This is a genomic window from Streptomyces sp. NPDC048057 (assembly GCF_040653095.1).
GTDB lineage: Bacteria > Actinomycetota > Actinomycetes > Streptomycetales > Streptomycetaceae > Streptomyces.
Genome location: NZ_JBEZNF010000001.1, coordinates 150008 through 166763 on the forward strand (window position 1 = coordinate 150008; position 16756 = coordinate 166763).

Genomic DNA, 16756 nt, shown 5'->3' on the forward strand with positions numbered 1-16756 from the left:
ACGGGGCGGGGCGGGTACGGGCCGGAGGGAGGCCGCACGCCGGGCTCCCGGCGCCGGGGCCGTGGCGTACGGGGTGCGGGCGGCGGCGGTGACCTCGCTGCGGCCCGGCGCCGCGGCCGGCGGGCTCGCAGGTGTACGTACCGCGCCCGCGGTCGTCGGCACGGCCCGGTGCCGGCCGGTTCGCGCGACCGCGACCGTGACCGTGACCGTGACGTACGGCGTACGCAGGTGGTCGCCGTGGACCCGTTGAAGCCCGCCGACCCGTCGTCCCTCGCCGGGTACCGGCTGCTCGGCCGGCTCGGGGCCGGCGGCATGGGCGTCGTGTACCTCGCCCGCTCCGGCACCGGGGGACTCGTCGCGCTGAAGGTGATCCGGGCCGAGCACGCCGCCGACCCCGGCTTCCGGGCCCGCTTCCGCCGCGAGGTCGCGGTGGCCCGCCGGGTCGACGGCCCCTGGGTCGTACGCCTCGTGGACGCCGACCCGGCGGCCGACGAGCCCTGGCTGGCCACCGAGTTCGTGCCCGGGCCCGCACTGGGCGAGGCCGTCGCCGCGTGCGGCCCGCTGCCCGAGCGCACGGTACGGGTCCTCGGCGCCCGCCTCGCCGCGGTGCTCGCCGCCGCCCACCGAGGCGGCCTGGTGCACCGGGACGTCAAACCGGGCAACGTCCTGCTGGCCCTCGACGGCCCCCGCCTCATCGACTTCGGCATCGCCCGGTCCGTCGGCGCCACCGAGCTGACCGCGAGCGGCGTCATGGTCGGCTCGCCCGGCTACCTCGCCCCCGAACAGGCGAGGTTGGCGGGGGCCGGCGAGGTCGGCCCGCCGAGCGACGTCTTCGCGCTCGGCTGCGTCCTGGCGTACGCGGCCACCGGTCGGCGCCCCTTCGGCACGGGCGCCGTCGCCGCGGTCGTCTATCGCACCGTCCACGAGGAGGCGGACCTCGACGGCGTACCGGACGGGCTGCTGGAACTGGTGCGCTCCTGCCTCGCCAAGGACCCGTCCGCCCGGCCGACGGCCCACGAGGTGCGCACGGCACTGGATCCGTCCGCCGGACGCGCGCCCGACGGGCCGGCCGACTGGCTCCCCGACGGGCTGCCGGCGCTGATCGCGCAGCGCTCCGCCCGGGTGCTGGACCTGCCCGTCCCCACGCCGACGGCGGTCAGCACCCCGGCGCCCGACGCCGCCGCACTCGCCGTGCTCGACACCGGGATCGCACCGGGCCGCGCACCCCGGCCGCCGCGCGGCCCGTCACGACGGCGCCTGCTGGCCCTCGGGTCCGCGGCGGCGGTGGCCACCGCCGGCACCGTCGCCTGGCTCGCGAACCGCCCGGACGACCGCGCCGACGACGGCCCCGCGCGCCCCCTGCCCCGGCACCGCATCGGTGTCGCCACCGACCTCAGCGGCCCGGGGCAGGCCCACGGCCGCGCCCAGGAACGCGGCGCCCGGCTCGCCGTCGAAACGTTCAACTCCCGCCGCGAACGCCCCTTCGACCTGGAGCTGACCGTCCTGGACGACCGGGGGGAGGCCGCCACGGCGCGTGCCGTGGCCACCCGGCTCATCGAGGACCCGGCCGTGGTCGCCGTGCTCGGCCCCACGACGGTCGAGATCGTCAGCGCCGTCGGTCAGGCGTACGGCTCCGCCGCGCTGCCCCTGCTGACCGTCGCCTTCGGCTCCAAGTTGTTCGACGTGGACGTCGGCCGGACCTACTTCGAACTGCGGCCCGACAACAGCCAACTGATCTTCCCGGCCAAGCGGTACCTGGAGGTCCACGGCGTGCGGCGGGTCGCCGTCGTCGAGGACCGGAAGGCGGGCGACGTCGCCTGGAACATCCGCAAGAAGCTGACCGACGCCCCGCCGAACAAGGCCCGGGTCACCGCCTTCCCGGTCGACGCCGACAGCGACGACTTCACCGCCGCCGTGCGCGCCGCCGTGGCCTCCGGGCCCGACGGGGTCGTGTACGCGGGCGACTCCCCGGCCCGCGCCGCCCGTTGCGCCCTCGCGCTGCGCGCCGCCGGGTACACCGGGCTGCGGGGCGCCATCGAACCCGTCGCCGGCCCCGCCTTCCGCACCGCGGCCGGCGCCGCCGCCGACGGATGGGTCATCGGCACCGGCTACGTCGACACGGCCCAGATGCCGGGCCCCCGCGCGAAGGAGTTCCGCACGGCCTTCCGGGAGCGCTGGCGCGTGCGGGACGCCGGGCCGCACGCCGTCGAGGCGTACGACGCGCTCCACTTCGTCGCCGAGGGCCTGCGCCGGCTGGGCGCCGGCGGAGCGGACCGGGGCGCGCTGGCCCGACGGCTCGCCGGCGTGCGGTACGAGGGCGTGGCCAAGACCATCGCGTTCCCCTCGGGGGGGAACAAGGTGGAACCGGCCGACGGCTTCTTCACCTACCGCATCGACCGCGGTCGGCTCCGCTTTCTCGGCCCGTACAAGAAGGTGACGAAGGGGATGTGAGCCCCCCCCGCTGCGGTGCCTGCTGATGCTGTCCCCCCCGCCAGGGAGACGATTCCGCCCCTCGCTCCGAGCGGAGCGAGGGGCGGAATCGGAAACGGAGCCGGTGTCGCGACCGGTGCCGACGGGTCTCGGGATCAGCCGACGACGGTCCAGGTGTCGTTGCCCGCGAGCAGCGCGCCGAGGTCACCCTTCCCGTTGCGCTCGACGGCCTGGTCGAGCTGGTCGGCCATCAACGTGTCGTACACGGGGCGCTCGACGGAGCGCAGGACACCGATCGGCGTGTGGTGCAGGGTGTCCGGGTCGGCGAGCCGGGAGAGCGCGAACGCGGTGGTCGGCGAGGCGCTGTGCGCGTCGTGGACCAGGATCCGCGACTCGTTCTCCGGGGTGACCGTGACGACTTGGAGGTCGCCGGTCGCCGGGTCGCGGACGACTCCCTTGGCGCCGTCGGTGCCGAAGCGGATCGGCTCGCCGTGCTCCAACCGGATCACGGCCTCCTGCGCCTGCTCCTTGTCCTTGAGGGCCTCGAAGGCGCCGTCGTTGAAGATGTTGCAGTTCTGGTAGATCTCCACCAGGGCGGTGCCCTCGTGGTCGGCGGCGGCGCGCAGCACCGAGGTGAGGTGCTTGCGGTCCGAGTCGACCGTACGGGCCACGAAGGACGCCTCGGCGCCCAGCGCCAGCGACACCGGGTTGAACGGGGCGTCCAGGGAGCCCATCGGCGTCGACTTGGTGATCTTGCCGACCTCGGAGGTGGGGCTGTACTGGCCCTTCGTCAGACCGTAGATCCGGTTGTTGAACAGCAGGATCTTCAAGTTCACATTGCGCCGCAGGGCGTGGATGAGGTGGTTGCCGCCGATGGAGAGCGCGTCGCCGTCACCGGTGACCACCCACACGCTCAGATCGCGCCGCGAGGACGCCAGCCCGGTGGCGATGGCCGGGGCGCGGCCGTGGATGGAGTGCATCCCGTAGGTGTTCATGTAGTACGGGAAGCGGGACGAGCAACCGATGCCCGAGACGAAGACGATGTTCTCCTTCGCCAGGCCCAGCTCCGGCATGAAGCCCTGGACGGCGGCGAGGATCGCGTAGTCACCGCAGCCCGGGCACCAGCGCACTTCCTGGTCGGACTTGAAGTCCTTCATGGACTGCTTCGCCTCGGCCTTGGGCACCAGGGAGAGCAGGCTGGGCGCACTGTGCACGGTCTCAGTCATCGATGGCCTCCTTGAGGGCCGTGGCCAGCTGCTCGGCCTTGAACGGCATGCCGTTGACCTGGTTGTAGCTGATGGCGTCGACCAGGTACTTCGCCCGGATCAGGGTGGCGAGCTGGCCGAGGTTCATCTCCGGGACCACGACCTTGGCGTACCGACCGAGGACGTCCCCGAGGTTCGCCGGGAAGGGGTTGAGGTGGCGCAGGTGCGCCTGGGCGATCGGCACGCCCTCGGCGCGCAGCCGGCGCACCGCGGCCGTGATCGGCCCGTAGGTGGAGCCCCACCCCAGCACCAGCGTCGTGGCGCCGTCCGGGTCGTCGACCTCCAGGTCCGGGACGACGATGCCGTCCACCTTGGCCTGGCGGGTGCGGACCATGAAGTCGTGGTTCGCCGGGTCGTAGGAGATGTTCCCCGTGCCGTCCTGCTTCTCGATGCCGCCGATGCGGTGTTCGAGGCCGGGGGTGCCGGGCACGGCCCAGGGGCGCGCCAGCGTCTGCGGGTCGCGCTTGTAGGGCCAGAACACCTCGGTGCCGTCGGCCAGCTGGTGGTTCGGCCCGGTCGCGAACTGGACGCGCAGGTCGGGGAGTTCGTCGACCTCCGGCACCCGCCACGGCTCGGAGCCGTTGGCCAGGTAGCCGTCGGAGAGCAGGAACACCGGGGTGCGGTACTCCAGGGCGATCCGGGCGGCGTCCAGGGCGGCGTCGAAGCAGTCCGCCGGGGTGCGCGGGGCGACCACCGGCACCGGCGCCTCGCCGTTGCGCCCGTACATCGCCTGGAGGAGGTCGGCCTGCTCCGTCTTGGTCGGCAGTCCCGTGGACGGGCCGCCGCGCTGGATGTCCACGATCAGCAGCGGCAGCTCCAGCGAGACGGCGAGTCCGATGGTCTCCGACTTCAGGGCCACGCCCGGGCCGGAGGTCGTCGTCACCGCGAGCGCCCCGCCGAAGGCGGCGCCGAGCGCCGCGCCGATGCCGGCGATCTCGTCCTCGGCCTGGAAGGTCCGCACGTTGAAGTTCTTGTGCTTGGACAGCTCGTGCAGGATGTCCGAGGCCGGGGTGATCGGGTACGAGCCCAGGTACAGCGGGAGGTCCGCCTGCTGCCCGGCGGCGACCAGGCCGTAGGACAGGGCGAGGTTCCCGGAGATGTTGCGGTAGGTGCCGGTGGGGAAGGCCGAACTGGCCGGCGCGACCTCGTAGGAGACGGCGAAGTCCTCCGTCGTCTCGCCGAAGTTCCACCCGGCGCGGAAGGCGGCGATGTTCGCCTCGGCGATCTGCGGCTTCTTGGCGAACTTGGAGCGCAGGAACGCCTCGGTGCCCTCGGTGGGCCGGTGGTACATCCAGCTCAGCAGGCCGAGCGCGAACATGTTCTTCGAACGCTCGGCCTCCTTGCGGGACAGGCCGAAGTCCTTCAGCGCCTCGATGGTGAGCGTCGTCAGCGGCACCGGGTGGACCTGGTAGGCGTCCAGGGAGCCGTCTTCCAACGGAGAGGCGTCGTAGCCGACCTTGGCCATGGCCCGCTTGGCGAACTCGTCGGTGTTGACGATGATCTCGCCGCCGCGCGGCACGTCGCCGATGTTCGCCTTGAGGGCGGCCGGGTTCATCGCCACCAGCACGTTCGGGGCGTCGCCCGGGGTGAGGATGTCGTGGTCCGCGAAGTGCAGCTGGAAACTGGAGACGCCGGGCAGGGTGCCGGCGGGGGCGCGGATCTCAGCGGGGAAGTTCGGCAGCGTGGACAGATCGTTTCCGAATGACGCCGTCTCCGACGTGAAGCGGTCGCCGGTGAGCTGCATGCCGTCGCCGGAGTCGCCGGCGAACCGGATGATGACCCGGTCGACCTTGCGGACTTCCTTGGCCACGGCAGCCGCTGCGGTGCCGGGCTCGTCGGTACCTGAGTGACGCTGTCCACCGACGAGCGCCTCGTGGGCGTCGCCGGTCGCACTGACGCCGTCGGCCTCGTCGGCGTGCTCGGCTGGGCTACTGACCTGGCTGGTCACTGAACTGGACCTCCCTTGAGGCGGCTGCTCGGACCGGCCGTCCCACCGGCCGTTCCACGTGCCACCCTACGTTGGTTAGGGTGGCCTTCCCTGGATCGCTCATATGCTGGACCGGGAAATGAGACACTACGGTGTACCGATTCATCACCATTCGCCCCGTTATTCGAAGAGTGTGATCCGGCCTCTTTCCGCTCATCCTTTAGACGTAGGACTGGTCCCGCTTTATCGGCTCGGTGGGCCTGAAGGATTTCTGACAGACAGTCGGCCGGTCAGGAATTGAGATACGTGAGCACGGCCAGGACGCGGCGGTGATCCCCGTCACTCGGGGACAGCCCGAGCTTCTGGAAGATGTTGCTCACGTGCTTCTCGACCGCTCCGTCGCTCACCACCAGCTGCTTCGCGATCGCGGAATTCGTCCGCCCCTCCGCCATCAACCCCAGCACCTCGCGCTCGCGCGGCGTCAGCTTCGCCAGGACGTCCTGCTTGCGGCTGCGCCCCAGCAACTGGGCCACCACCTCGGGGTCCAGCGCGGTGCCGCCCTTGGCCACCCGCACCACCGCGTCCACGAACTCCCGCACCTCGGCCACGCGGTCCTTCAGCAGATACCCCACGCCCCGGCTGCTGCCCGCCAACAGCTCCGTCGCGTACCGCTCCTCCACGTACTGGGAGAGGACCAGGACGCCTATCCCCGGGTGCTCCTTGCGCAGCTGCACCGCGGCGCGCACGCCTTCGTCCGTGTGCGTCGGGGGCATCCGCACGTCGGCCACGACCACATCGGGCAGCAGCTGCGCGGCGGCCAATTCGCCGACCGTCTTGACCAGCGCATCCCCGTCGCCGACCCCGGCGACCACCTCATGTCCACGGTCGGTCAGCAGCCGGGTCAGGCCCTCCCGCAAGAGCACTGAATCCTCGGCGATGACCACCCGCACCCGCTCGTCCACCACAGCCCCGTTCCCCCTGTCGATCCGTACGGGCCTGCTGGCCTCGTGACCAACAGCATCCCAGGATTCGGATCGCGCCGGGCAAGCCTGTGGATAACTCGGGCGGGGCCCGGCAGGACCGGACCCCGACAGACCGGGCCTCAGCCGCGCCAGGGCAGCTCGGCCGTCACCGTCGTCGGGCCGCCCACCGGCGAGTCGAGGGCGAGGACGCCGTCGACCGCGTCCAGCCGCTCCGCCAGCCCCGCGAGACCGCTGCCCGCGGTGACGTCGGCGCCGCCCTTCCCGTCGTCCGTGACCTGGATCATCAGCCGGTTCTCGCTGCGCCACACCTCGACGGACGCCTTGCGGGCCCGGGCGTGCTTGCTGATGTTCTGGAGCAGCTCGGAGACGGTGAAGTACGCGATCCCCTCGATGGCCGGGGCCGGCCGGTACGGAAGGTCCACCTCCACCGTCACCGGCACGCTGCACCGGGTGGCGACGGAGGACAGGGCGGCGTCGAGTCCGCGGTCGGTGAGGACGGCGGGGTGGATGCCGCGGGCCAGGTCACGGAGCTCTTGCAGGGCGAGTTTCACTTCGCCGTGGGCTTCGTCGACCATGGCCGCCGCGGTGTCGGGGTCCTCCAGCAGCTTCTCCTTCGCGAGCCCCAGATCCATGGCGAGGGCCACGAGCCGGGCCTGTGCGCCGTCGTGCAGGTCCCGCTCGATGCGCCGCAGATCGGCCGCCGCGGTGTCCACCACGACCCCCCGGTCCGACTCCAGCTCCACCACCCGCGCGGCCAGCCGCGAGGGCCCCAGGAGTCCGGCGACCATCACCCGGTCCACGTACGCGAACCCCCGGATCGTCCACGCCGTCACCAGCACCAGGACGAGCCCGCCGCCGGACGTCGCGGCGATCTCGAACAGGGTGTCCAGGTAGAAGTCGTTCCCCTTCCCGTCCCCGTAGAGCTGGATCCCCGGCACGTCCGCGTACCGGGGGAAGACCCACTGCCACAGCGGGTACAGCAGCAGGGACCACCCCACCGTCCACGCGGTGAGCACGGCCGTGAACGCCGTCACCGCCCAGGGGAAGTGCAGCACCGCGTACAGCACGTGCCGCCAGGACGTCCCGCTCTTCAAGATCGCGCCCAGCCATGACATCAGCCCCCGCGCCTTCGGCCGCAGCGGCTCCGGCTCCTCCACGTCCAGCCGCAGCAGGAAGCGCGCCCGGCTCCGCTCCAGCGCGCCGAAGGCCCGGCACCCCGCGAGCGTCGCCGCCAGGATCGGGACGCCGATGAAGGTGATCAGCAGCCCCGTGCCCGTCGCCAGCCCCACGACCGCGAAGACGAAGAGGCTGATGCTGATCGGCAGGTTCAGCATCAAGTACCAGAACTCGCGCCACGTCCGCCCCTCGAAGGGCGCACGCAGCACGGCGGGCACCACGTGACGGCGCTCGGCGCGCAGGTCGTACCGATCCGCTCGGTCGTTCGTGGCCATCTGCGTCGTCCGTTCTCCAGGGCGGGCTGCTGCTGTCATGACAATCAGGATGCGCGGTCCGGACCGGTCCGCACCATGAGGGCCGGTGCCGTCTTCACCGGGGGGTTTTCCCTACCTCGGAGGGCTCCCGGCCCGCGCCGGACCGTCCGCCCGCCCCGGCGACCGGTCGCGCCACGGCACCTCCACCGTCACCGTCGTCCCCCCGCCCGCCGGTGACTCCAGCACGAACAGCCCGTCGACCGCCCCCAGCCGCTCGGCGAGCCCCGCCATGCCCGTCCCGCCGTCCAGCCGCGCGCCGCCCTTCCCGTCGTCCGTGACCTGGATCATCAGCCGGTTCTCGCTGCGCCACACCTCGACGGACGCCTGACGGGCCCGGGCGTGCTTGCTGATGTTCTGGAGCAGCTCGGAGACCGTGAAGTACGCGATCCCCTCGATCGCCTCCGCCGGCCGCTCCGTCAGGTCGACCGAGACCGTCACCGGAGCCGTGCACCTGCTCGCGACGGAGGACAGGGCGGCGTCGAGCCCGCGGTCGGTGAGGACGGCGGGGTGGATGCCGCGGGCCAGGTCGCGCAGCTCTTGCAGGGCGAGTTTCACTTCGCCGTGGGCTTCGTCGACCATGGCCGCCGCGGCGTCGGGATCCTCCAGCAGCTTCTCCTTCGCGAGCCCGAGTCCCATGGCGAGGGCCACCAGTCGGGCCTGTGCGCCGTCGTGCAGGTCCCGTTCGATGCGCCGCAGATCGGCCGCCGCGGTGTCCACCACGACCCCCCGGTCCGACTCCAACTCGGCGATCCGGCGCTCCAGCTCGTCGGACGGCGACAGCAGACCGCGCACCATCACCCGGTCCGCGTTCGACAGCCCCCGCGCCAGGAACCCGACCACCGGCCACAGGGCCACCAGCGAGAGCAGCATCACGGCGAACGTCACGACGCCCCACGGCAGCCGGATCGCGAAGTACAGCACCGAGCGCCAACCCACCGGGTCCTTCAAGCTCGTCCACAACCACGCGAAGAACCCCGCGTCCGGCTGGGCGCCCCGCAGCGGACTCGGCTCCTCCACCCGTACGCCCAGCAGCGCCCGGGCCCGGGTGCGCTCCGCCCCCGCCAGCGTCCGGGCCCCGGCCAGCCCCAGCGCCAGCATCGGCAGCCCGACGACCGTCAGCGAGAGCGCCGCCCCCACGACGATCATGAACACCACGTAAAGAAAGCCGAACAGCGCCAGCGGGAAGTTCGCCAGGAGGTGCGCGATCTCGCGCCAGGTGTGGCCGCTGTAGGCGAAGCCCACCGGCGGCGGTGCTCCGGCGCCGGACGTGCCCCGGGATCCGGAGGGAGCGGCGGTCGGCACGGCGCCCGGCGCCGTGCCCGGCGCGGGATCGGAAGCGAAGTCACTGGCGGTCATACCGGCCAGCGTGCCTGCCCGGACCGCGCGGCGCCATGGGGATGGGGGGTGCCCCGGGGTGGGGTTAACCCCACCCCGCACCAGTGCGACTGCTTACGTTCCCTTTAGCAGGGCCTAGACTCCCGTGCGTACGGGACCAGGGCCCGCGCACGCACGGGACCAGGGATTCTGAGAGCCTTCCCAGATTCCGCACGCGTGCGGCCACGGGTCCACGAGTTCTTTCCAAGGTCCACGAAGTTGGCAAGACTGACAGCGCTGACAGCGCTGACAGCGGCGATGAGGTCGACGAGGTCGACGAGGTTGACGAGTCAGGGAGCGAGGGGCTGAGGTGCCGGAACCGACCGTGACCGTGACCGTGCGCGCGGCGGAGCAGTCCGACTACTTCGCCAGCTACTCCGTCGTCGGACTGCTCGCGCTGATCGGGGTGGTCTTCGTCGCCGTCGCCTTCGGCGCGGGACGACTGCTGCGGCCCGTGGTGCCGACCCCGGAGAAGCTGCTCACCTACGAGTGCGGCGTCGACCCGGTCGGCGAGGGCTGGGCCCACACCCAGGTCCGCTACTACGTCTACGCCTTCCTGTACGTGATCTTCGCCGTCGACTCGATCTTCCTCTTCCCCTGGGCCACGGTCTTCGCGGCGGCGGGATACGGAGCGACGACGCTCGTCGAGATGTTCATCTTCCTCGGCTTCCTGGCCGTGGGACTGCTGTACGCATGGAAGAAGGGCGTCCTCACATGGACGTGACCCCGCCCCCGCCCGACGCGCCGGAGCTGCTGCCCGAGCCGAAGCGACTGGGGGTCCTCTCCCGGCTGGCGCCGGAGCCGATGAAGGTGGTCCTGAACTGGGGCCGGCGCTACAGCCTCTGGGTCTTCAACTTCGGGCTCGCCTGCTGCGCCATCGAGTTCATCGCCGCCTCGATGTCCCGCCACGACTTCATCCGGCTCGGGGTGATCCCGTTCGCGCCCGGCCCGCGCCAGGCGGACCTGATGGTCGTCTCCGGCACGGTGACGGACAAGATGGCCCCCGCGATCAAGCGGCTGTACGAGCAGATGCCCGAGCCCAAGTACGTGATCTCCTTCGGCGCCTGCTCCAACTGCGGCGGGCCGTACTGGGACTCGTACTCCGTGACCAAGGGCGTCGACCAGATCATCCCCGTGGACGTGTACGTGCCGGGCTGCCCGCCGCGGCCGGAGGCGCTGCTCCAGGGCATCCTCAAGCTCCAGGAGAAGATCGCCCGCGAATCGCTCGGCGAGCGGTACGGATCGGGCGGAGCGCGCTCCTCCGTCACCGAACTCCGCAGCGGCCTGGTCACCCCGCCGCCCGCGCCGGGTGCGGGAGGCGACGCATGACCGCGTACGACCGGCTGCCCGACGCCGTCACCGAGGTCTTCGGGCCGGACGCCACGGCGGAGTCCGCGTACGACCTGCTCACCGTGGACGTGCCGGCCGGGTCCTGGATCGCGGCCCTCGAAACCGCGCGCGACGAGCTGGGCTGCACCTACTTCGACTGGCTGAGCGCGGTCGACGAACCGGGCACCGGCTTCCGCGTCTGCGCGCACGTCGCCGCCGTTCCTGGTTCCGGTTCCGGCCCCGGTTCTGGTTCTGGTTCTGCGGGCGGTACGGGCCGGGTCCGCCGGCTGCTGCTGCGGACCACCGTCCCGCACGACGCCCCCGCCCTCCCCACCGCCGTGCACGTGTACGCGGGCGCGGAGTGGCACGAACGCGAGACGCACGAGATGTTCGGCGTGACCTTCACCGGGCACCCGCACCCGGCGCCGCTGCTCCTGCCCGAGGGCTTCGAGGGGCATCCGCTGCGCAAGGACTTCGTCCTGGCGGCGCGGGTCGCGAAGGCGTGGCCGGGGGCGAAGGAGCCGGGCGAGTCCGCGGCGGGGGCGCACGGCCCCAAGCGCCGCCAGATGCTGCCGCCCGGCGTGCCCGACCCGAACGAATGGGGCCCGCTCAAGGGTCAGCTCCCGCCCGCGCCGGCGCGCCCGGCGAGGGCGGCCCGCGCAGCGGGCGCCGGCGCGGGCGCCGCGGAGCGTCCCGTCCGTCGTACCCGTACCGCGGGGGAGGGCTCGGCGAGCCAGTCCGCGACGGCCCCGACGGAACCGACGGCTCCGGTGGAATCTGCCGGTACGGGCGGTTCAGGCGGTACGGGCGAGGCTCCGAAGGCCCCCCGCCGCATGCGCAGCGCGGCGGACGGCTCGGCGAGCCAGGAGTCCGGTGCGGCGGCCGGCGGCGCAGGTCCGCGCCGCAACCGCAGCGCCGCGGACGGCTCGGCGAGCCAGACGCCCGGCGGTGCGGGGCCACGGCGCAGCCGCAGCGCGGGCGAGGGGTCCGCGAGCCAGCGCGCCGCGGCACCGCGTACGCCGGAGGCCGAACCCGAACCCGTACCCGAATCCGGACCCGAAGCCCAGCCCGGGGCGTCGTCGCCGCGCACCCACAGCTCGGACGCGCCCTGGCACCACGCGCGCCCCGCCTTCGACGACGCCCAGGCCGGCCCGAAGGGCCCGGACACCGGCAGCGACGACGAAGCCGCCGCCACCGCCGACGAGGCCGAGGAGAAGGCCGAGGGCGAGGGCCCGAGCAAGGACCCCGACACCGGAAGGGCCCCGGACCGCGGCACGGACGACACCGCCGGAGGCGACCCCACGTGAACGACGCTCTCGACGTCCTCGTCCGGCTCCTCGTCGTCTTCGCCGTCTTCCTGGTCTTCCCCCTGCTCATCGGCCAGACCGAGCACAAGGTCATGGCCCACATGCAGGGCCGGCTCGGCCCGATGTACGCCGGCGGCTTCCACGGCTGGGCCCAGCTCGTCGCGGACGGCGTGAAGTTCGCGCAGAAGGAGGACGTCGTCCCGGCCGGCGCCGACCGGCGCGTCTTCCAACTCGCGCCCGCCGTCGCCCTGCTGCCGTACCTCCTCGTGCTCCTGGTGATCCCGATCGGCCCCGGCGAGGGCGCGGTCGGTGAGGTCGTCGACGCCGGCATCTTCTTCGTCCTCGCGGTCATGGGCGTCAGCGTGCTCGGCTCGCTGATGGCCGGTTGGGCGTCGGCCAACAAGTTCTCCCTGCTCGGCGGGTTGCGCACGGCCGCCCAGCTCCTGGCGTACGAGCTGCCGATGCTGCTCGCCGCGGCCTCGGTCGCGATGGCCGCGGGCACGGTCTCGCTGCCGGGGATCCTCGACGCCTTCGAGTGGTGGTGGCTGCCCTGGCAGATCGTGGGCGCCGTCGTCTTCTTCGTCGCCGGCCTCGCCGAACTCCAGCGCCCGCCCTTCGACATGCCGGTCGCCGACTCGGAGATCATCTTCGGTGCGTACACCGAGTACACCGGGCTGCGGTTCGCGCTGTTCCTGCTCGCCGAGTACGCCGGCATCGTCGTCCTGTGCGGGCTGACCACCGTCCTCTTCCTCGGCGGCTGGCACGGCCCGTTCGGCGCCGACGGGCTCGGCTGGGTCTGGACGCTGCTCAAGACCGCCGTGCTCGCGTTCGTCGTGATCTGGCTCCGGGTGTCGTACCCGCGGATGCGCGAGGACCAGCTCCAGCGCCTCGCCTGGACCACCCTCGTCCCGCTCGCTCTCGCCCAGATCGCCCTCACGGGCATCGTGAAGGTGGTGATCTGACCATGTCCCCGATCCCCGGCTCCGGCCTGGCCAAGGGGCTCGCCGTCACCCTGCGCACGATGACGAGGAGGTCCGTCACCGCGCAGTACCCGGACGTGCAGCCCGAACTGCCACCCCGCACCCGCGGAGTGATCGGGCTCTTCGAGGAGAACTGCACGGTCTGCATGCTGTGCGCCCGCGAGTGCCCCGACTGGTGCATCTACATCGACTCCCACAAGGAGACGATCCCGGCGGCCACCCCCGGTGGGCGCGAGCGCAGCCGCAACGTCCTCGACCGCTTCGCCATCGACTTCGCCCTCTGCATGTACTGCGGCATCTGCATCGAGGTCTGCCCCTTCGACGCGCTGTTCTGGTCGCCGGAGTTCGAGTACGCGGAGACGGACATCCGCGACCTCACGCACGAGCGCGACAAGCTCCGCGAGTGGATGTGGACGGTGCCCGCGCCGCCCGCGCTCGACGCGGCGGCGGAGGAGCCCAAGGAGGTCGCCGCCGCCCGCAAGGCCGCCGACAAGCTTGCCGCCGCCCGTGCCCAGGAGGCGGAAGCCCCGGCCGAGGGCGCTCGGAGCGACGGGACGTCGGACGGGCGCGCGCCCGGTGGGGGAGGCGCCGCGTGAACCTCCTCGCCGCCACCGCACCCCAGGGCTTCCTCTCGCCCACGGGCGTGGAGATCGCCTTCCTCCTCGTCGGCCTCGTCACCCTCGGCGCGGCCGTCATGACCGTCACCACCCGCCAACTCGTGCACGCCGCCCTGTGGCTGGTGGTCGCCCTCGGCGGCCTCGCCGTCGAGTACCTGCTGCTCACGGCGGAGTTCATCGCCTGGGTGCAGGTCCTGATCTACGTCGGTTCCGTGGTCGTCCTCCTCCTCTTCGGGTTGATGCTCACCAGGGCGCCCATCGGCCGCTCCCCGGACGCCGACTCCGGCAACCGCCCGGTCGCCCTCGCGGTCGCGGCCACCGCCGCCGTCGCCCTGGTCTGGGTGGTCGTGGACGCCTTCCGCACCACCTGGATCGACCTCGACGGGCCGGCTCAGGGGTCCACCAAGACGGCCGGTGAGATCCTCTTCCGGCACTGGGTGCTGCCGTTCGAGGCGCTGTCCGTACTGCTGCTCGCGGCCCTCGTGGGCGCCATCGTGCTGTCCCGCAAGCGCGCCGCGGCAACCGACGCCGAGGACCCCGCCGGTCCCGCGGGCCCCGCCGGTCCCGAGGACCCCGCCGGTCCCGCGGGCCCCGCCACCGCCCCGAGCGCCGCCGCCTCCGACACCGAGGAGGACGACTGATGCACCTCGCCTACCCCGCCGTGCTCTCCGTCCTCCTCTTCTGCATCGGCGTCTACGGCGTGCTCGCCCGCCGCAACGCGATCCTCGTCCTGATGTCCGTCGAGCTGATGCTCAACGCCGTCAACCTCAACCTCGTCGCCTTCGACGTCTGGCTCCGGGACGCCCTGCACTCCGGCCAGGCCCTCACCCTCTTCACCATCGCCATCGCCGCCGCCGAGATCGGCATCGGGCTGGCGATCGTGCTGATGGTCTACCGCAACCGCGGCTCCTCGGACGTCGACCGGCTCCGCGACACCGCGGAGGGCCCCGGCGACGGCCCCGACGAGCCCGGCGCCCCCGCCGCCCCGACCACCCCGGACTCCGCCGCCCCGGCGACGCAGAAGGCCGAGGCCACCGCGTGACCACCACCACCCTCGCCGTCCTCGTCCCCCTCCTCCCCTTCCTCGGCGCCGTCGCCGGGCTGCTGCTCGGCCGCACCGCCCCGGGCTTCGTCCGCCCCCTGGCCGTCCTGCCGATCCTGGCCTCCGCGGTCCTCGCGGCCGTCGTCGCCGTCCGGCAGGGCGGCGAAGGGCCGATCTCGGCCGCCACCCGGCTCACCCCGACCGGGTCCGTCCCCATCGACCTCGCCCTCTACCTCGACGGCTTCGCCGTCCTCGTCGCGGTCCTCGTCGGCGTCGTCGCCTCGTGCGTGCAGATCTACTCGACCGCCTATCTGCGCGACGACCCCCGCTACCCCTCCTACGCGGCCCTCGTCTCCCTCTTCACCTCCGCGATGCTGCTCGTCGTCTACTCCGGCGACCTGATGGTGCTCCTGGTCGGCTGGGAGATCATGGGCATCTGCTCGTACTTCCTGGTGGGGCACTACTGGGAGACGCCGGAGGCGCGCGCCGCCTCCCTGAAGGCGTTCCTCGTCACCAAGCTCGGCGACGTCCCCTTCCTGATCGGGCTGTTCGCCCTCGCGACCGACGCCGGCACCTTCCGGATCACCGGGATCCTCGACACCGTCGCCGACGGCGGGCTCGACCACCCCACCCTGGTGGCGCTGCTGCTGCTCGCCGGCGTGGCGGGCAAGTCGGCGCAGTTCCCGCTGCACACCTGGCTGCCCGACGCGATGGCGGGCCCCACGCCCGTCTCCGCGCTGATCCACGCCGCGACGATGGTCGCCGCCGGCATCTACTTCGTCGCCCGGCTGCTGCCCGTCTTCGCCGCCTCCGCCGCCGCACTCACCGTCCTCGCCGTGATGGCCGCCGTCACCATGGTCGGCTCAGGTCTCGCCGCCCTCGCCCAGGACGACATCAAACGGGTCCTCGCCTACTCGACCATCGGCCAGCTCGGCTACATGGCGGGTGCGCTCGCCGTCGGCGACCGGGGTGCCGCCGTCTTCCACCTCCTCTCCCACGGCGCCTTCAAGGCGCTGCTGTTCCTCGCCGCCGGCGCGGTCATCCACGCCGCCGGCACCAACTCCCTGGCCGTCATGTCCAGGACCAGCGGACTGGCCCGCCGCACCCCCGACGCCTTCTGGACGATGACGATCGCCCTCCTCGCGCTCGCCGCCGTACCCCCCTTCGCCGGCTTCTTCACCAAGGAAGCCGTCCTCGTCGCCGCCGAACACACCGCGCTCGGCGAGTCCAACACCGCACCCGGCGCGGCGGGCTGGACCGTACTGATCGCCGGTCTGGTCGCCGCGCTGCTCACCGCCGCGTACGCGACCCGGCTGTGGCTGCTGGCCTTCCGCGGCCGGGGCGCCGAAGCGCCCGACCACGGCCGCGAGCCCCTCGCCATCACCGCCGTCCTGTGGCTGCTCGCGATCCCCTCCCTCGGATTCGGCGTGGCCTTCGGCTACTTCGACGGCTGGTTCGACGGGCAGAGCCTCGCACCCACCGTGACCACCGCCGTCCTCGGCACCGGCACCGCCGTCGTCGGCGCCGCGGTGACCTACGCGGCCTGGCACTCCCTGCGGCCCCGCGCCGCCGCGCTCCAGACCCGTACCCCCGAAGGGGCCGTCGTCGCCCACCCGGACGCCGCGCCCTACGCCGTCGAAGCGGAGGCCATCGCGGCCCACACCCCGGCCTACGGATCGCCCGCCTCGGCCCCCGACCCCGCGGACCCGGGCCGCATGCTGCTCGGCCCGCTCCACCGCCACGCGGCCAGCGGCTTCCACCTCGACGCCGTGTACCACGCGCTCTTCGTCCGCCCCGTACTCGCCGGCGCGCGCCTGGTCCGCTTCCTCGACCGCGAGGTGATCGACACCTACGTGCGCGCCGCGGCCACCGGCACCAACGGGCTCGGCTGGCTCGTCCGCCGCGCCCAGACCGGCAACGTGCAGACCTACGTCAGCGCACTGCTCGCGGGCACCGTCGTCCTGGTCATCGCCGCGGTCGTCCTGTCCAACGTCAACGCGGGGTCGTGAGCC

Annotated in this window: 14 protein-coding genes; 9 read left to right on the plus strand and 5 right to left on the minus strand. The window is 72.8% G+C overall.

The window, feature by feature from the left end:
• The first annotated feature begins 237 nt into the window (after positions 1-237).
• Positions 238-2451 carry a bifunctional serine/threonine-protein kinase/ABC transporter substrate-binding protein gene (locus AB0E05_RS00700; RefSeq protein WP_361956487.1) on the plus strand — a complete coding sequence of 738 codons (2214 nt, stop codon included), beginning with the start codon at positions 238-240 and terminating at the stop codon, positions 2449-2451.
• Between the two features lie 134 nt (positions 2452-2585).
• On the opposite strand, the gene AB0E05_RS00705 is transcribed toward AB0E05_RS00700, so the two are convergent.
• The 5 genes from AB0E05_RS00705 to AB0E05_RS00725 all read right to left on the minus strand — a co-directional run bounded on the left by AB0E05_RS00705 (position 2586) and on the right by AB0E05_RS00725 (position 9451).
• Entirely contained in the window at positions 2586-3656 is a 1071-nt protein-coding gene (locus AB0E05_RS00705) for a 2-oxoacid:ferredoxin oxidoreductase subunit beta (protein WP_361956490.1), read from the minus strand.
• Positions 3649-5643 (minus strand): 2-oxoacid:acceptor oxidoreductase subunit alpha, encoded by a 1995-nt coding sequence (locus AB0E05_RS00710; RefSeq protein WP_361956493.1) that lies wholly within the window; start codon positions 5641-5643, stop codon positions 3649-3651. The genes AB0E05_RS00705 and AB0E05_RS00710 overlap by 8 nt, the downstream gene beginning before the upstream one ends.
• Positions 5644-5912: 269 nt before the next feature.
• Entirely contained in the window at positions 5913-6572 is a 660-nt protein-coding gene (locus AB0E05_RS00715) for a response regulator transcription factor (RefSeq protein WP_361957235.1), read from the minus strand.
• 152 nt (positions 6573-6724) lie between these two features.
• Positions 6725-8056: a sensor domain-containing protein gene (locus AB0E05_RS00720; protein WP_361957238.1), complete on the minus strand. Its 1332-nt coding sequence runs from the start codon at positions 8054-8056 to the stop codon at positions 6725-6727.
• A 111-nt stretch (positions 8057-8167) separates the two neighbouring features.
• The gene (locus tag AB0E05_RS00725; RefSeq protein WP_361956496.1) at positions 8168-9451 is read right to left on the minus strand and encodes a sensor domain-containing protein; all 1284 of its coding nucleotides are present in this window, start codon (positions 9449-9451) and stop codon (positions 8168-8170) included.
• Positions 9452-9794: 343 nt separating this feature from the next.
• Here AB0E05_RS00725 and AB0E05_RS00730 point away from each other — a divergent pair, with 343 nt between their 5' ends.
• The 8 genes from AB0E05_RS00730 to AB0E05_RS00765 are packed head-to-tail and all read left to right on the plus strand — an operon-like array spanning position 9795 to position 16753.
• A complete protein-coding gene (locus tag AB0E05_RS00730; protein ID WP_361956499.1) occupies positions 9795-10193 on the plus strand; it encodes an NADH-quinone oxidoreductase subunit A in 399 nt (132 codons plus the stop codon).
• A complete protein-coding gene (locus AB0E05_RS00735) occupies positions 10184-10798 on the plus strand; it encodes an NADH-quinone oxidoreductase subunit B family protein (protein ID WP_361956502.1) in 615 nt (204 codons plus the stop codon). The genes AB0E05_RS00730 and AB0E05_RS00735 overlap by 10 nt, the downstream gene beginning before the upstream one ends.
• Entirely contained in the window at positions 10795-12105 is a 1311-nt protein-coding gene (locus tag AB0E05_RS00740; protein WP_361956505.1) for an NADH-quinone oxidoreductase subunit C, read from the plus strand. The genes AB0E05_RS00735 and AB0E05_RS00740 overlap by 4 nt, the downstream gene beginning before the upstream one ends.
• Entirely contained in the window at positions 12102-13067 is a 966-nt protein-coding gene (locus AB0E05_RS00745) for a complex I subunit 1 family protein (RefSeq protein WP_361956508.1), read from the plus strand. The genes AB0E05_RS00740 and AB0E05_RS00745 overlap by 4 nt, the downstream gene beginning before the upstream one ends.
• A gap of 2 nt (positions 13068-13069) precedes the next feature.
• A complete protein-coding gene (locus AB0E05_RS00750) occupies positions 13070-13681 on the plus strand; it encodes an NADH-quinone oxidoreductase subunit I (protein WP_361956511.1) in 612 nt (203 codons plus the stop codon).
• Positions 13678-14343 carry an NADH-quinone oxidoreductase subunit J gene (locus AB0E05_RS00755; protein WP_361956516.1) on the plus strand — a complete coding sequence of 222 codons (666 nt, stop codon included), beginning with the start codon at positions 13678-13680 and terminating at the stop codon, positions 14341-14343. The genes AB0E05_RS00750 and AB0E05_RS00755 overlap by 4 nt, the downstream gene beginning before the upstream one ends.
• On the plus strand, positions 14343-14744 hold the full coding sequence (gene nuoK, locus AB0E05_RS00760; RefSeq protein ID WP_361956519.1) for an NADH-quinone oxidoreductase subunit NuoK: 402 nt from the start codon (positions 14343-14345) through the stop codon (positions 14742-14744). Before AB0E05_RS00755 ends, nuoK begins: the two co-directional genes overlap by 1 nt.
• On the plus strand, positions 14741-16753 hold the full coding sequence (locus AB0E05_RS00765) for an NADH-quinone oxidoreductase subunit L (RefSeq protein WP_361956522.1): 2013 nt from the start codon (positions 14741-14743) through the stop codon (positions 16751-16753). Before nuoK ends, AB0E05_RS00765 begins: the two co-directional genes overlap by 4 nt.
• Positions 16754-16756: the final 3 nt, after the last annotated feature.

Excerpts from the sequence above, each read along its gene's own strand:
- AB0E05_RS00705 (WP_361956490.1), bottom strand. The coding sequence starts at position 3,656 with ATGACTGAGACCGTGCACAGTGCGCCCAGCCTGCTCTCCCTGGTGCCC.
- AB0E05_RS00720 (WP_361957238.1), bottom strand. The coding sequence starts at position 8,056 with ATGGCCACGAACGACCGAGCGGATCGGTACGACCTGCGCGCCGAGCGC.
- AB0E05_RS00725 (WP_361956496.1), bottom strand. The coding sequence starts at position 9,451 with ATGACCGCCAGTGACTTCGCTTCCGATCCCGCGCCGGGCACGGCGCCG.
- AB0E05_RS00735 (WP_361956502.1), top strand. The coding sequence starts at position 10,184 with ATGGACGTGACCCCGCCCCCGCCCGACGCGCCGGAGCTGCTGCCCGAG.
- AB0E05_RS00740 (WP_361956505.1), top strand. The coding sequence starts at position 10,795 with ATGACCGCGTACGACCGGCTGCCCGACGCCGTCACCGAGGTCTTCGGG.
- AB0E05_RS00750 (WP_361956511.1), top strand. The coding sequence starts at position 13,070 with ATGTCCCCGATCCCCGGCTCCGGCCTGGCCAAGGGGCTCGCCGTCACC.
- nuoK (WP_361956519.1), top strand. The coding sequence starts at position 14,343 with ATGCACCTCGCCTACCCCGCCGTGCTCTCCGTCCTCCTCTTCTGCATC.